The sequence below is a fragment of the Mycobacterium sp. Root265 genome, assembly GCF_001428895.1.
Lineage (GTDB): Bacteria > Actinomycetota > Actinomycetes > Mycobacteriales > Mycobacteriaceae > Mycobacterium.
The window spans coordinates 162582-177423 of the sequence record NZ_LMJA01000033.1 but is presented as its reverse complement, the minus strand read 5'-3'; the positions used below and the strand labels follow the sequence as shown (position 1 = coordinate 177423).

The following is a 14842-nucleotide window of genomic DNA, read 5'->3' as shown; positions in this document are numbered from 1 at the left end:
GGGCGCGTGACCGATCTGCTCCACGAGTGGCGTGCGCTCCTGACACGCCACAGCGCGTCGCCGGACACCGCCGCCGTGGGTGCCGCGCTGTTGGCCCGCTGGTCCGAACCGCACCGCCGCTACCACGATGTGGTTCATCTGCAGGGTGTCCTGGACGCCGTGGATGACCTGGCCGGATTCGCCGATGATCCCGATGCGGTGCGGTTGGCGGCCTGGTATCACGACGCGGTCTATGCCGGCTCGCCAGATGATGAGGAGAACAGCGCCCTGTTGGCCGAGTCGGATCTGAGCGCCCTGGGGCTGCCCTCCGAGCTGGTGGCCGAGGTGGCCCGGTTGGTGCGGCTGACCGTCGAGCACGATCCGGCGCCCTCCGACCGCAACGGGCAGGTGCTCTCGGATGCGGATCTGGCGGTGCTGGCGCTGGCGCCCGACGAGTACCGCAGCAACACCGCGAAGGTGCGAGCCGAGTACGGGCACGTCTCCGATGACGACTTCCGGGCCGGGCGTGCCCGCATCATCGAGTCGCTGCTGGCGGCCCCCGCGCTGTATCGCACACCGGACGGCCGGCGACTGTGGGAGGACGCGGCCCGGCGCAACCTGACGTCGGAACTGCGCACCCTCAGTGAGTGAGACCGTCCAGCACCCGGCACAACGCGTCGACCGCCGCCCCGAACCCGTGATCGGCCGGGGTGCCGAAGCTGACCACCACACCGTCGGCGCTGGGTATCTCGGGGCCGGCATCGGGATGGCGCAGCAGCCGTAGCCCGGACAGCGCGATACCCGCGTCACCGGCGCGCCGCATCACCTCGGCCTCGGAGCCCTCCGGCAGCGTCAACTGCAGATGCAGGCCCGCTGACAGCCCGCGGATACCGACATCGTAGGGCTCAAGCGCCTGGGCCAGCACGTCGCGGCGGCGCCGGTAAGTGGCGCGCATCCGGCGAATGTGCTTGTCGTAGGCGCCCTTTGCGATGAAGTCGGCCATGGTGAGCTGCAGCAGGGCGTTGACGTAGAACTGCTGGCCGCCCAGCGCCGCGACCACCCGGTCGACCAGGGCCGCGGGCAACACCATCCAGCCCAGCCGCAGCACCGGGGACAGGCTCTTGCTGGCCGACCCCAGGTAGACCACCCGATCGGGGTCGAGCCCCTGCACCGAACCGATGGGCTGGCGGTCGTAGCGGAACTCGCCGTCGTAATCGTCCTCGAGCAGGTAACCGTCGGTGCGATGCGCCCAGTCCAGCACGGCTTTGCGCCGGCCCGGATGCAAGGGGACGCCGTGCGGGAAGTGATGCGCCGGGGTGAGCAGTGCCGCGGTGGGCTTGGTGCCGTCCACGCCGGTGCGGTCCAGGTCGGCGATCACCGCCCCGTCGTCGTCGACGCCGATGGGAACGCTGTGCACCCCCATCGTCTGCAGCGCCTCCCGGAACAGGTACAGGCCGTAGGCCTCGACCGCGATGGGGCCGCCCAGCACCCGGGCCAGGATCTCGACGGCGTGCCGGGTGCCCGCGCAGACCACGATCTCGTCCGGGGTGGTGCGCACACCACGGACCCGCCCGAGGTACTCGGTGAGAGCGACACGTAATTCGATGCGGCCCAAGGGGTCACCCATTCTCAGGGCCTCGGTGGGGGCGGTGGTCAGCGCGCGCTTGGTCGATGCCAGCCAGGCGCTGCGGGGGAACTGGGAGACATCGGGGGAGCCCGGCATCAGGTTGTGGGTCGGGGTGCCTGCGACACCGCGGGGCCGCGGTGGCAGTGGGTTGGCCCGGGAGTTGACCACCCAGGTGCCCGCGCCCTGGCGCGATGCCAGCCAGCCCTCGGCGACCAGATCGGCGTAGGCCTCCGCGACGGTGTTGCGGGCCAACCCGAGGTCGGCGGCCAGGCTGCGCGACGGCGGCAACATGGCTTCGGGGGCCAGGCGCCCGGATCGGATGGTGGCGCGCAGGGCCTCGACCAGTGCATCCCGTGCGCCACGCGAGCCGGGGGTGATGGCGCGCCGCAGTTCCAGATGCAGGTCCCGGGAGCCGGAATTGGCCCATGAAGTCACGTCATAATTGAACCATGTGGGCGGGTCTTTTCGGGCTAGCGTGGTGATCATGACGCAGACATTGGAGAACCCCACCGCCCTCGACCGCCTGAACATCTACAAGGTGTCCCCGGAGCTCTACGACGCCATGATGAAGCTGTCCACCGCGTCGGCCAAGGACATCGACCCGACCATCGGAGAACTCGTCAAGATCCGCGCCTCGCAGATCAACCACTGCGCGTTCTGCCTGGACATGCACGTCGCGGATGCGCGCAAGCAGGGCGAGACCGAGCAGCGGCTGGCTCTCGTCGCGGCGTGGGAGGAGGCCGGCAACCTGTTCACCGAGCAGGAGCGGGCCGCCCTGGAACTCACCGAGGCCATCACCGAGCTGCATCACGGGCATGTCCCCGATGAGGTCTACGCCAAGGCCGCCGCGGTGTTCAGTGAGAAGGAACTCGCCCAGGTGATCGCGATGGCCGTCACCATCAATGCATGGAACCGGTTCAACGTCGCCACCCGGATGCCGGCACCCCGTCGCTAGTCACCAAACTCCACCCACCGGGCACCGACCCGCAGGCGCTGCGTGAGCGTCTGCGGGTCGCCGTGCGTTGTGCGGAGTTGTTGTCCCCGGTGAGCACGGAGCCCGAAGCGGTGGGCGATCAGTGGCTGACCCGGTGGCCGAGAATCGAGATGGTCGCGCAGGACCCCGTTGGGCTGCCGTGGGCCCAGGCGGGCGCGCTGCTCGCCCGGTTGCACCGGGAACCGTTGGGGGACTTCAGGGTTCCGCACGGTGGGCCCGCGCGGTTGGCCCGGGCGCTGTCCCGGCTCGGCACGGGCCCGGTCGGGGATGTCATCCGTCGCGCCGCGGACCGGCTCGAGTTCCCCGCCGGGCCGATGCGTCTGGCGCACGGCGACTTTCATCTCGGGCAGCTCGGCCGGGACGGGCAGCAGTGGCTGCTCCTCGATATCGACGATCTCGGCGCCGGGGATGCGCGCTGGGACCTGGCGCGGCCGGCAGGATTCTGGGCCGCCGGCATGGTGCCGGATGCCGATTGGCGCGCCTTCCTGCGCGGGTACCGCGAGGCCGACGGGCCGGCGCTGCCCGAGAGCGATCCGTGGCCCGCCCTGGATTCTTTCGCCCGCGCGGCCGTGATCACCGCTGCGGCCAATCATCCCGACGATGAGCTGCTGGTTGCGGCCTGCGCGAGGATGAGCTGACCGGCACCGGAACAGAATTGTTCGAGGGCTCGAACTTTCGCTGTGGGTAAGCGAAAACTATTGATACGTAACGTCTTTCAAGACGTAGGGTTTGCGATACCGCTCGTGGTGTGTCAAGCTTGCAGCGCGAAGGGGAGTAGCCCCCAAATCGGTGATCGACATACTGGCCCAGCGGTAGCCCGCGAAAGCCCGGTCACCGAACCGGCATCCGTGCCGGTGGGCGAGACCTTCGGCCGTAGTAGACCGTATTGGTTTCTGGCCGGAGGCAACTTGTGAACTCCGCCGGAAGCCACCGATCGAGGGGTTGTCCGTGATCTCCGCGCTCCTGTTGAGCTTCGCAGTCATCTTCGTCGCCGAGTTGGGTGACAAGACCCAGCTCGTGGCTATGACGTTCGCGCTGCGCTACCGCTGGTGGGTGGTGCTGGGTGCGATCACCGTCGCGACCACGCTGGTGCACGTGCTCTCGGTCGCCATCGGCCATTACCTGGGCGCGGCGCTGCCGGGACATCTGCTCGGCATCATCGCCGGTGCGATGTTCGTGTTCTTCGGGCTGTGGACGCTGCGCGGCGACAGCCTCAGCGATGAAGAGAAGAGCCGGGTCCAGCGCGCCTCCGGCATCGCGTTCTTCGTGGTCACCTCGGCGTTCTTCCTGGCGGAGCTGGGCGACAAGACCATGCTCGCCACCATCACGCTGGCCGCCGACAACAACTGGCTGGGCGTCTGGATCGGATCGACGCTGGGCATGGTCGTCGCCGACGGGCTGGCGATCATCGTGGGCGCCGTCGCCGGCAAGCACCTTCCGGAGCGGCTCATCCAGATCGGCGCGGCGGCGTTGTTCCTGCTGTTCGGCGTCTTCATGCTGCTGGAGAACATCGTCGCGAGCGCGCCCTTCTGGGTCATCGCGCTGGCCACCGCCGCCATCCTGGGGCTCGTCGCGCTCGGTCTGCGCGCCCTCCCCGTGCGGTACCGCCCCGCGGTGCTGAAGCCGGTGCCTGCCGACCCCGAGCCCGCGGTGTCGCAGCCCTAGCTGGAGAAGAACAGCCGCCCGAAGCCCTGTTTGCGGTAGTGCTTGTTACCGCGATGGCCCCAGCCGGGGCCCTGTCCGTAGCTCGAGCCATAGCCCGAGCCGTAGTCCTGCCCGTAGCCCTGCTGAGGTGGCGCCTGCTGCGGGGCCGCCTGCATGAACCGGTTCTCCATCTGGGTCAATGATTCCAGCTCGCCGAAGTCCAGGAAGATCCCGCGGCAGGAGTCGCACTGTTCCAGGTGGATGCCGTTGCGTTCATAGGTCTTCATCACCCCGGCGCACTTGGGACACAGCAGGGTGTTGCCCACACCGCCGGGGAACGGGTTGGCGGGCTTGGGCGGCTCATATGGCGGGATGCTCATATGCGCACAACGCATGAACCGCCGCTGAAGTGCCGCGTCCTAGAACGGCGGCGGGTCGGCCTCGATATCGGCCCGGTTCAGCGCTCGCTCGTGCGCTATCCGGTAGGCAAGGTTCTGCGCCCGGGTGCGCTTGCGGGTGGGCATCGCCAGCCCACGTAGTGGATGCGGCGGTGGGGTCGGCGGGTGCGTGAGCGTCGCGGACGGCGAACTCAGCTGCGGGAAGAACAGCGCACCGCCCGGCGTGGTGGTGTAGGTCCGGCCGTTGGGTGCGGTGAAGGTGATGGTGCCGTCGGGCTCCTGGCGATCCGACCAGCCGGTGCAGAACGTCTTCACCAGATGATGGATCCGGCAATAGAGCTTGGTGTTCGACGGGTGGGTCACCCCATAGGGCCACGCCACCGTGTGGTCGATGTCGCAGCGCCCGATCGGCACGTTGCAGCCGGGCCAGCGGCAGGTCAGATCGCGGCAGCGCACGAAGTCGGTCAGTTTCTTCGACGGGTGATAGCGGGGCTCGGACCCCAGATCATCGGCATCGGGCACGGGCCGGATATCCGCGCGCGGGACCATCTCCTGCACCTGGTCGGCGTGGACCGCGCCGTACCCGGGAAGCACTGCGGGGCGGCCGGATTCACCGGTGACGGAGCCCTGTTCGGCGAGGACGTGGATGACGATGTGGCCCTTGGGCGCTTCGTTGCCGGCGGCCGGGCAGTTGTCGCCACCGCACAGGCACGGGATGCTCTTCGCGCCGAGGCTCAGCGGCTCGACGGCATCGGCGCGGCGCTCCTGAAACGACCGCGGGTCATCCGGGCATACCGTGCGCGGGTTCGATAGTGATCCCACGCTGCTGCCGCGCCTGCCGTGCCCGCCGTACGGCCTCGGGGTCCACGTCGACGATCATCCAGTCGACCAGCTCGGCGATTCGCTCATCGGACAACGCATTCCACGAGGGTGCCGCCTCGGCCAATTGCGTGTCGATGACCGACATGACGTCGGGATCGGTGATCAGGGCGGTGCGGTGCAGGATGACCCGCAGGACGCGAAGGTCCACGGTGCCGGTGGCGAAGATGTCGGCGAATCTCGGCAACCGGGTGAGCAGGTCGCGACCCTGGGTGATCAGGGTGCAGGCCCGGCCGCGGCTGATCCCGAGCTCGGCACCCAGCTCGGCGGCGGCCAACTCCCAGTCATCGACGATGAGATCCTCGAACGCGTGACCCAGCTCGGCCATCCTGGCGAGCGCGAACCGGCCGGCCTCGATCAACTTGAGGGCAACGGCCATCCGCTCGGCGCGCAGCTGATCGCGCGCACCATCGAGGTGAGCAGTAGTACCCCGACCTTCGAACATACGTGCGATTCTACGTCGACCCCCCGACACGTGAATCGAAGAATGTCTGCAGAGCCGCGGCGAACTGATCGGGCACCGTCGCGGTGGCGAAATGCGACTCGTCGGGCCACACCACGCGCTCGGCATGCGGTAGCGCGGCAGCCAGGAGGTCCATGCCCTCCGGAAGTGGTGACCAACTCTGCCCGCCCTGCATCAGCAGGACCGGCACACCGATCGTCGACCATCGCTCGGTATCGGCGTCGTCGCCGGCCATCGCCTCCAGATCGGCGAGTGCCGCCATCGCCGCCACCGGGTCGTCCGGAATCGACGGCCCGTCTGCCAGTAATTCGGCCGGCATCCGGGCGGCCTCACGCAAGAACAGTTCGAGCGCGTCCGCGTATCGCACTGTGGTGAAGAGCCTTTGGTACTGCTCGATCACCGGCACCAGATGCGGACCCGCCTGCAGCAACGGCGGCTCGAACAGTGCCAGCGACGCAATGCGGTCCGCGTCGGCCCGCGCGGCGTGTAGCGCGACCGTCGCCCCGTAGGAGCCGCCCACCACATGAGCCCGCCCGACGGCTTCGAGCACCGTCTGCAGATCGCCGGCCTCGGCGGCAAAGCTGTTGGGCGCCGGACCGACCCCACTGGGCTGGTGATTGCGCCGCGAGTACCGCACCACTTGATAACCCGTCAGGCGTGCGCCGATGTCGGCCCACGAGTTCAGGTCGCCGTTGGAGCCGTGCACGAACACGACCGGAGGGCCGGAGCCCGTCACCTCGGCGACGAGTCCGGTGCCGTCCGGTGCTGCCAGTTGGATGCCCACCAGGGGCACGTTAAGCGATGGCGTCCCGGATCGACTGCCGGGCCACCGAGATGCGGGCTTCGATTGCGTCGCGCAGTTCCACCGCGGTGGCGTTGAACTCACTCCACTCGCGATCGATGGCGTCGCGGACATCGCCGCGGCGGCTGGCGGTGGTGGCGACCGTGAACGCCCCGTCCGCGGCGGAGGACGCCAGCTCGCCCTGTGCGCGAACCAGCGCGCCGGCCACCTCGGCAGCCCCGACGATCACGGCATTCGGCAACACCGCTTGCTGACCGACGTAATCACCGACGGCGGTGCGGATCTGGCTACCCGCTGCGGCGACGGAATCCTGGACGGCCTCGCTGGTCTCACCCAGTGCGGCAGGAAGGGTGGCGCCGCTGCGGACCGCGGCGATCACCCTGGCCGGGGACTCCACGACCGCGACGCCCGCCTCGGTGGTGGCACTGAACAGCTCCTCGCTCAGGCGCTGGCCGGCGCCCAGTTGCCGTTCCAGTGCCTCGCGCATGACAAGTGCGCGACGGCGGAGGTCGGCCTCCCGTTCGGCGGATTCGTCGACCACCGGGACGATCTCGGCGTCGATGAAACTGTCGGGGGCGGGCGCGGTGGTGTTCGCGGTGTTCTCAGGGGTGACGGTGTCGGTCATGAAAGGCCATTGAACGCGCCGCATCCGACTCCCCGGTGGCGTTCAGGTGACCACCGGGTGACGCCGGCCGCTACACCCAGTACGCCACGCGCGCTCGGTACTGACGCATGGCGAACGCGGCGGCGATCCAGCCGAGCACCGTGCAGACCAGGACGACGATCCAGTGCCGCAGTTCCTGATCGGCGCCCAGCAGCGGCGCCCGGACGATGTCGACATAGTGCAGCAGCGGGTTGAACTCGATGATCTTCGCCCAGCCGCCGGCGCCCTGATCGCGCAGCGTCTGGTCGTTCCAGATGATCGGGGTCATGTAGAACAGCAGCTGCACCAGGCTGAACAGCAACGGGCTGATATCGCGGTACCGGGTGGCCAGAATGCCGAAAACCAGTGCGACCCAGACACAATTGAGGACGATCAGGAACAGTGCCGGGATGAAGGCCAGATCGGTCCACTTCCATGGCTGCGGGAAGATGATGGCGATCACCACGAAGATGATGATGTTGTGCGCGAACAGCAACACCTGCCGCCACACCAACCGGTACACGTGCACGCTCAATGGGGTGGGCAGCTGTTTGATCAGACCCTCGTTGGCGACGAAGACGTCCGCGCCCTCGATGATGGCGGCGTTGATGAGGTTCCAGATGATCAGCCCGAGCGTGACGTAGGGCAGGTGCTCGGAGAGCTCCAGCTTGAACAGCTTGGAGTACAGACCGCCCAGCGCGACCGCCATGGTGCCGGTGGCGATGGTGATCCAGATGGGGCCGAGCACCGAGCGGCGGTACCGCTGCTTGATGTCCTGCCAGCCCAGGTGCAGCCACAGCTCGCGCTTGCCGAACCCGGCCGTCAGGTCGCCCCAGGCGCGGGTGAAGGACTTGGAGTTGGCCGCCGCGTCAACGAACGTCATCTGTTTCCCCCGTCGCTTCGCTCGCCCTGGGGGGGCGCCCCGAACCTTTCGAACTTCTCCTGCCGGCCCAACCGCCGCAGCCGCAGCCACTCACGCAGCCCGGCCGGGTCGCGGCGGGTGACCAGGAAGAACCAGCCGAAGCGCACCCATTCCTGGGGGACCAGCCGGCGTAAGCCGCGCTGCGCCTGCAGGTATCCGCGGTTGCGGTAGGTGAAGAAGCGTTTCGCCGCGTCATCGGGGTACTGGGTGTGCATACGCCCGCCGAGGATCGGCTTGAACTCGTCGGCGCCGTGCGGGTGCAGGTAGGCCGCGTCCAGGCAGGTGCCGAACGGCAGCCCGGACTGCACCAGGCGACGGTGCACATCGGTCTCGTCACCGCGGATGAACAGGCGAAGGTCGGGCACACCGACCGATTCCAGTGCGGCAGCGGTGAACAGCGCACCGTTGAACAGCGACGCGATCCCGGGCAGCAGGTCATCGGAGCCGTCGACCTTCAACTCCGCGACGTGCCGGCGCCATGCGATGCCGCGCCGCAGCGGGAACGCCAGGCGTGTCGGGTCATCGAGATCGCACACCATCGGCGACACCTCGGCCAGCGAGTGCTTCGCCGCGCACGCCAGCAGCGTCTGCAACACCGACGAGTCGGCGGGGCGGCCGTCGTCGTCGGCCAGCCACACCCAGTCCGCGCCGAGTGCCAGGGCATGCAACATGCCGAGCGCGAAACCGCCTGCGCCGCCCAGGTTTCGGCGCGACCCCAGATAGGTCGACGGCACCGGCTGGGATGCCACCAGTTCGCGCACCCGTGGATCGTCGTCGTTGTCGACCACGATGAGGTGCTCGGGCGGGCGGGTCTGGGTGCTCACCGCCTGCAGGGACACCGCGAGTGCCTCGACCCGGCGGTGGGTGACGATCACCGCGATCACCGATTCAGGCGTCATCACGAGCATTCTCGGCGAGCACCTCGCGCACATGCCGGGCCGCATCCGGGCCCTCGTAGGCGCCGACGACCTCTTCGATACCGCCGGTCATCTTGATGGTGCCGTGATCGACCCACATCGCGGTCTTGCACAGCTGGGCCAGGAACTCGTTGGAATGGCTGGCGAACACCAGGATTCCGGATCTGGCCACGAGGCTCTGCAGCCGGGTGCGGGCCTTCTTCATGAACTCCGCGTCGACCGCACCGATACCTTCGTCGAGCAGCAGGATCTCCGGGTCGATGCTGGTGACCACGCCCATCGCCAGCCGAACCCGCATACCGGTGGAGTAGGTGCGCAGCGGCATGGACAGGTAGTCGCCCAGTTCGGTGAAGTCGGCGATCTCATCCACCTTGGCCATCATCTGCTTGCGGGTCTGACCCAGGAACAGTCCGCGGATGATGATGTTCTCGAACCCGGAGATCTCCGGGTCCATGCCGACACCGAGGTCGAACACCGGCGCCACCCTGCCCCGTACCGTGGCCGATCCGCGGGTGGGCTCATAGATTCCCGACAGCAGCCGCAGCAGTGTCGACTTTCCCGCGCCGTTGTGGCCCACGAGACCGACCCGGTCGCCCATCTGCAGCGACATGGTGATGTCACGCAGCGCCTCGATGACGACCACGTTGGATTCGTTGCGGCCGATGGTGCCGCCGGCCTTGCCGAGAAACGCCTTCTTCAGCGACCGCGACTTGGCATCGAAGATCGGGAACTCCACCCATGCGTTCTCGGTGGAGATGAACGGACTGTTCGACACGGGCGGCTACAGGTACTGCCCGGTGCCCGGGTGTCCCGGCCCGCGTTGTCCCGGAGCGGCCCCGGGAGGCAACTGACGCATCTGTTCCAGCTGGGCGCGGGCGGCCATCTGCTGGGCGAACAGCGCGGTCTGGATGCCGTGGAACAGTCCTTCGAGCCAGCCGACCAGCTGGGCCTGGGCGATGCGCAGCTCACCGTCGGTGGGCACGGCGTCATCGCTGAAGGGCAGGGTGAGCCGTTCCAGTTCCTCGCGCAGTTCCGGGGCCAGCCCGTCTTCGAGCTCGCGGATGCTGCTGCGGTGGATGGTGGCCAGCTTGCTGCGGCTCGCTTCGTCCAGCGGAGCCGCGCGCACCTCTTCCAGCAGCTGCTTGATCATCGTGCCGATCCGCATCACCTTGGCGGGCTGCTCGACCAGGCCGGTCAAACCCCCGTCGTCATCCGCTGCGGCCTCGGCCGGATCGCCGGTGAGGATCTCGACGTTGTCGTCATCGTCAGGGTGGGTCATTGCTTTCCTGTCGTCTGATCTGGTCGGGTTGGTCACCGCGCCACTCGTATATGCGGGACGCACCGTTGTCATAGATTTTCGTCCACGACCGTGAGCTGTCTAGCGACACTAGTCCGTCCGGCATGACGAACCCGCGGACCACCGGTGTGCTGGTGATGACATAGCGGATGTTCAGGGCGTGGACGGCCGCGGCGACGCGGGGGTCGGTGTCGGCGTCGTCGGCGTAGGCCCAGAACACGAAGCGATGCTCACCTGGGCCCTGCTGCACCGGATAGTCGTAATGCGTCCACAGCGGGTGCAGCCCGGCCACCGCGTACATCCAGGCGGTGCCGTCGGTGTTGGCGTTGCCGATCAAGGTGTCGCGAGCCCCGGGTAACGACGCCAGGTAGGCAAAGCCCTCCAGGTCCTTCTCGCCGATCATCACGTTGTCGTACTTCTCGCCGAGCAGATAGCGGTGCCGCGGAAAGTAATGCCAGGCCAGCCCCAGCACGGATGCGGCGAGCAGCACCGCGGCCAGGACCCGGCGGCTCCTGACCAGCGCCAGCACCAGCGCGGCCAGCGCGATACCGGCCATCGGGGTGTAGATCAGCGTCACCACCGCCGACAACCGGCGCGGGTCGCTGTAGAACAGGTCGCTGAATTTCCCGGTGACGAATCCGAGCGGTCCGCCGAACGGTGCGTCCGAGTGCACGATCGAGACGATCAGCAACGCCCACACGGCCAGCGGCCACCAGATCCGCCGGATTGCCAGCAGCAGCCCGCCGGCGGCGGCCAGGGCGATCAGGATGTTCTGGATCGGATAGTCGTTGAGGTGCCGGGTGTGCTGGACGATCGCGACGAACAGGGCCCGCTTGCGTCCCAGATGGTCGACGAAGGCGTGCCCGGCGATGATGTCGGCCTGACCCAGCACGCAGAGGAACTGGGGGAGCAGCACCAGCACCGCGGGCACCGCGATCCCGAGCAGGCTGAGGAAATCGGCGCGGCGCCCGTGCACCGGTGTGCGTAGGGCGGCCAGCAGCCACCACGCGGCGACGAACGCCACCACCACGACGCCGCCGGTGAGGTGCACCGAGAACACTCCGACCAGGGCCAGCACTGCCAGCGGGATCCGTTCGCGGTGCCGCACCGCGGAGATCGCCAGGACGGCGGTCGGCCCGGCGAGACCGTAGGCGACCAGATTGGGCATGGCCGCGACGTCGAACTCGACGTAGGGGACCGCGGTGAACGAGGCCGCCAGCGCCGCGGCGGTGCCGGCGGCGGCCGCGGCCTGCCAGCGGGTACCCGCTGAAATGATTCCCCGGTCGCTGCGCGCCAGCCCGCCGGTACCGACCATCTGCCAGGTCAGCGTCGCCGCACTCACCGGGAAGAGCCAGATCGCGGCGGTCAGTGCGCCGACGGTGTACGCGGTGGTGGCGGCCGCGCCGGTGAGCTGGCTGTACACCGCGGCCAGCGCGTGGAACGCCGACGGGTAGTACAGATCGGCGTGCGTCTCGACGTTGCGCAACTCACCCATGTGGGTGGGTGAGGCCTGGCCGGTCTCCAGGATCCAGCGGATGGTGTTGGCGTGCCAGACGGAGTCCCAGTTGCTCGGGATGGACTCCCAGTCGGCCGGCCTGAGCAAGGCCGCCAGTCCGATCAGCGCAGCCCCGATCAGCACCCCCGCGGCGACCGTCAGCATGGGTCCGTCGACCCCGGCCCGCCGGCCGCGGGGCCGCGGTTCGGGCTCGGCGAGCCGGTTCGCCGCGAGCCGCACCGCCGCCGCGGCGCCGAGCACGATTGCCAGCGCGCCGAGTGCCGACCAGCCGTTCCACGGGATGCCGAGCGCGCCGAACGGCACGATCGCAAGTGCCACAACGCCGTATGTCAGCACGGGCCCGACAGCAACGGCGACCGGCACGTTGAGCCCGGTGGTACGAGCGACCATTGCTCCGGGGCACACCAACAGCAACAGGGCTATTAGCACCCCGAACGACAAGCCCACTGCATTAGTATGGCTGCCGATGTGATCGAGGCCCCTACCGTGCGGTGCGGCCGGATCCTTTAACCCAATGTGTGTTCGTCTGTGCGTTTCACGGACGTTCTAAGGTGGCTGACATGGCGTACGACGTTGCCCGGGTGCGGGGGCTGCACCCGTCGCTGGGCGACGGCTGGGTGCACCTCGACGCGCAGAACGGGATGCTGCTGCCGGATTCGGTGGCCACCACCGTGTCGACCGCGTTCCGTGGCTCCAAGCCGATCGCCACGGGTCCGCATCCGTCGGCCCGGCGCAGTGCCACGGTGCTGGCCGCCGCGCGGCAGGCCGTCGCCGATTTCGTGGGGGCCGATCCGCAGGGGGTGGTGCTCGGTGCCGACCGGGCGGTGCTACTGACCTCCCTGGCCGACGCCGCGTCGGTGCGGGTGGGGCTGGGCTACGAGATCGTGCTGTCCCGGTTGGACGACGAGGCGAACATCGCGCCGTGGCTACGGGCCGCGAACCGGTACGGCGCCAAGGTCAAGTGGGCCGAGGTCGACATCGAGACCGGTGAACTGCCGCCCTGGCAGTGGGAGGGCCTGATCACGGCGCCGACCCGCCTGGTGGCCATCACGTCGGCGTCGGCGACCCTGGGCACCATCACCGACCTGACGCCGGTGACCAAGCTCGTGCACGAGAACAGCGGCCTGGTGATCGTGGATCACTCCGCTGCGGCGCCCTACCGGATGATCGACATCGACGATATCGACGCCGATGTGGTGGCGCTGAACGCGGTGGCGTGGGGCGGCCCGCCGATCGGCGCGCTGGTGTTCCGTGACCCGGCCGTCATCGATCAATTCAGCTCGGTGTCCCTGGATCCGCACGCCACCGGCCCGGCGCGGCTGGAGACCGGCATCCACCAGTACGGTCTGCTCGGCGGTGTGGTGGCCAGCATCGAGTACCTCGCCAACCTGGACGAGGCGGCCTCCGGGACACGCCGGGAGCGGCTGTCGGTTTCCATGGAATCGGCTGCGCTGTACCTGGATCGGCTCTTCAACTACCTGCTGTCATCGCTGCGCTCGCTGCCGCTGGTGATGGTGCTGGGCAGCCCCGCCGAACGCATCCCGGTGCTGAGCCTGGCCGTCGATGGTGTGCCCGCCGAGCGGGTGATCCAGCGGCTGGCCGACAACGGGGTCCTGGTGGGCAGCAGCGAACACTCGCGCGTACTGGATGCTCTCGGCGTCAACGACATCGGTGGTGCGGTGACCATCGGTTTGTCGCACTACACGACCGCGGCCGAGGTCGACCAGCTGGTACGGGTGCTGGCCTCACTCGGCTGATCAACCGATTCGCAGCAGCACCTTGCCGGTGACCTCACCGGCGTTCAACAGCCGGTGCGCCTCGGCGGCCTCCTGCACGGGCAGTTCCGCTCCGATGATCGGGCGCACTCTGCCCGCCGCGATCAGCGGCCACACGTTGGCGGTCACCTGTTCCACGATCGCGCCCTTGCCGTCCGGGCCTTCGACCGGTCGTGACCGCAACGCGGTCGCCATGACCCCGGCGCGTTTGCCGAGCAACTTGGCGATGTTCAGTTCGGCTTTGATCCCGCCCTGCATCCCGATGATCACCAGACGTCCGCCGTCGGCCAGTGCGTCGATGTTCCGGTCCAGGTATTTGGCGCCCATGATGTCGAAGATGACGTCGGCGCCGCCGGCCTCGCGGATCCGTTCGGCGAAGTCCTCGTCGCGGTAGTTGATCAGGATCTCGGCACCCAGCTCCGAGCAGACGGCCAGCTTCTCGGCCGAACCTGCGGTCACGGCGACCCGGGTACCGAGTTCGCGGGCCAGCTGGATGGCGTGGGTGCCGATTCCGCTGGCTCCGCCGTGCACGAGCAGCAGCCCGCCGGGCCGCAGCCGCGCGGTCATCATCAGGTTGGACCAGACCGTGCACGCCACCTCGGGCAGCGCCGCGGCCTCGACGAGTTCGACGCTGTCGGGCACCGGCAGCAACTGTGCGGCGGGCACCGCGACGTACTCGGCGTATCCGCCGCCCGCCAGCAAAGCGCACACCGATTGGCCCACCGACCAGCCAGTGACACCGGGTCCGATCTCGGCGATGGTCCCCGAGACCTCCAGACCGAGGATGTCGCTGGCGCCCGGCGGAGGCGGATAGCTACCTCCGGCTTGTAGCAGATCGGCGCGATTCACGCCCGCTGCGGCGACCTTGATCACCACTTCACCCGCGTGAGCTGCGACGTCGGGAACTTCTTGCCATGTCATACGTTCGGTTGAAACCGCAACTATGGCCCACATTGGACCTACGCTACTACCCGTTTCAGCCGTAC

Annotated in this window: 15 protein-coding genes and 1 pseudogene; 5 read left to right on the top strand and 11 right to left on the bottom strand. The window is 68.5% G+C overall.

Translation table 11 applies throughout. The features are described 5' to 3' along the window. The first annotated feature begins 6 nt into the window (after positions 1-6). Complete coding sequence (locus ASE48_RS31560; protein ID WP_057171145.1) at positions 7-630, top strand: HD domain-containing protein; 624 nt, start codon at positions 7-9, stop codon at positions 628-630. On the opposite strand, the gene pdxR is transcribed toward ASE48_RS31560, so the two are convergent. After that, positions 620-2041, bottom strand: a complete 1422-nt coding sequence (gene pdxR, locus ASE48_RS31555) for a MocR-like pyridoxine biosynthesis transcription factor PdxR (protein WP_057171144.1) — start codon at positions 2039-2041, stop codon at positions 620-622. The genes ASE48_RS31560 and pdxR overlap by 11 nt on opposite strands. 49 nt (positions 2042-2090) lie before the next feature. Between pdxR and ASE48_RS31550 the strand changes: the two genes are divergently transcribed. The 3 genes from ASE48_RS31550 (at position 2091) to ASE48_RS31540 (ending at position 4265) form a co-directional block, all read left to right on the top strand. After that, positions 2091-2561, top strand: coding sequence for a carboxymuconolactone decarboxylase family protein (locus tag ASE48_RS31550; protein WP_057171227.1), 471 nt, complete (start codon positions 2091-2093; stop codon positions 2559-2561). Then, on the top strand, positions 2513-3238 hold the full coding sequence (locus ASE48_RS31545) for a phosphotransferase family protein (RefSeq protein WP_057171143.1): 726 nt from the start codon (positions 2513-2515) through the stop codon (positions 3236-3238). Before ASE48_RS31550 ends, ASE48_RS31545 begins: the two co-directional genes overlap by 49 nt. 310 nt (positions 3239-3548) lie before the next feature. Next, positions 3549-4265 (top strand): TMEM165/GDT1 family protein, encoded by a 717-nt coding sequence (locus ASE48_RS31540; RefSeq protein WP_057171142.1) that lies wholly within the window; start codon positions 3549-3551, stop codon positions 4263-4265. On the opposite strand, the gene ASE48_RS31535 is transcribed toward ASE48_RS31540, so the two are convergent. From ASE48_RS31535 to ASE48_RS31490, 9 genes and pseudogenes are all read right to left on the bottom strand, one after another. Then, positions 4262-4624, bottom strand: a complete 363-nt coding sequence (locus tag ASE48_RS31535) for a TFIIB-type zinc ribbon-containing protein (RefSeq protein WP_082614564.1) — start codon at positions 4622-4624, stop codon at positions 4262-4264. The genes ASE48_RS31540 and ASE48_RS31535 overlap by 4 nt on opposite strands. Positions 4625-4663: 39 nt before the next feature. Then, positions 4664-5849: pseudogene (locus ASE48_RS32480) on the bottom strand (DUF222 domain-containing protein). Between the two features lie 127 nt (positions 5850-5976). Beyond that, on the bottom strand, positions 5977-6768 hold the full coding sequence (locus ASE48_RS31520) for an alpha/beta fold hydrolase (protein ID WP_057171226.1): 792 nt from the start codon (positions 6766-6768) through the stop codon (positions 5977-5979). Positions 6769-6778: 10 nt separating this feature from the next. Continuing rightward, positions 6779-7411, bottom strand: a complete 633-nt coding sequence (locus ASE48_RS32975) for a hypothetical protein (RefSeq protein WP_057171138.1) — start codon at positions 7409-7411, stop codon at positions 6779-6781. A gap of 70 nt (positions 7412-7481) precedes the next feature. Then, positions 7482-8312, bottom strand: a complete 831-nt coding sequence (wzm, locus tag ASE48_RS31510; protein ID WP_057171137.1) for a galactan export ABC transporter permease subunit Wzm/RfbD — start codon at positions 8310-8312, stop codon at positions 7482-7484. Then, entirely contained in the window at positions 8309-9250 is a 942-nt protein-coding gene (gene glfT1 / locus ASE48_RS31505; RefSeq protein ID WP_057171136.1) for a galactofuranosyltransferase GlfT1, read from the bottom strand. Before glfT1 ends, wzm begins: the two co-directional genes overlap by 4 nt. Beyond that, positions 9240-10043 (bottom strand): galactan export ABC transporter ATP-binding subunit Wzt/RfbE, encoded by an 804-nt coding sequence (wzt, locus tag ASE48_RS31500; RefSeq protein WP_057171135.1) that lies wholly within the window; start codon positions 10041-10043, stop codon positions 9240-9242. The genes glfT1 and wzt overlap by 11 nt, the downstream gene beginning before the upstream one ends. A 6-nt stretch (positions 10044-10049) precedes the next feature. Then, positions 10050-10547 carry a bacterial proteasome activator family protein gene (locus ASE48_RS31495; protein WP_057171134.1) on the bottom strand — a complete coding sequence of 166 codons (498 nt, stop codon included), beginning with the start codon at positions 10545-10547 and terminating at the stop codon, positions 10050-10052. Next, positions 10534-12528, bottom strand: coding sequence for a DUF6541 family protein (locus tag ASE48_RS31490; protein WP_057171133.1), 1995 nt, complete (start codon positions 12526-12528; stop codon positions 10534-10536). The genes ASE48_RS31495 and ASE48_RS31490 overlap by 14 nt, the downstream gene beginning before the upstream one ends. A 113-nt stretch (positions 12529-12641) precedes the next feature. Here ASE48_RS31490 and ASE48_RS31485 point away from each other — a divergent pair, with 113 nt between their 5' ends. Further along, positions 12642-13838, top strand: coding sequence for a cysteine desulfurase-like protein (locus ASE48_RS31485; RefSeq protein WP_057171132.1), 1197 nt, complete (start codon positions 12642-12644; stop codon positions 13836-13838). On the opposite strand, the gene ASE48_RS31480 is transcribed toward ASE48_RS31485, so the two are convergent. Beyond that, complete coding sequence (locus tag ASE48_RS31480) at positions 13839-14810, bottom strand: NAD(P)H-quinone oxidoreductase (RefSeq protein WP_057171131.1); 972 nt, start codon at positions 14808-14810, stop codon at positions 13839-13841. Positions 14811-14842: the final 32 nt, after the last annotated feature.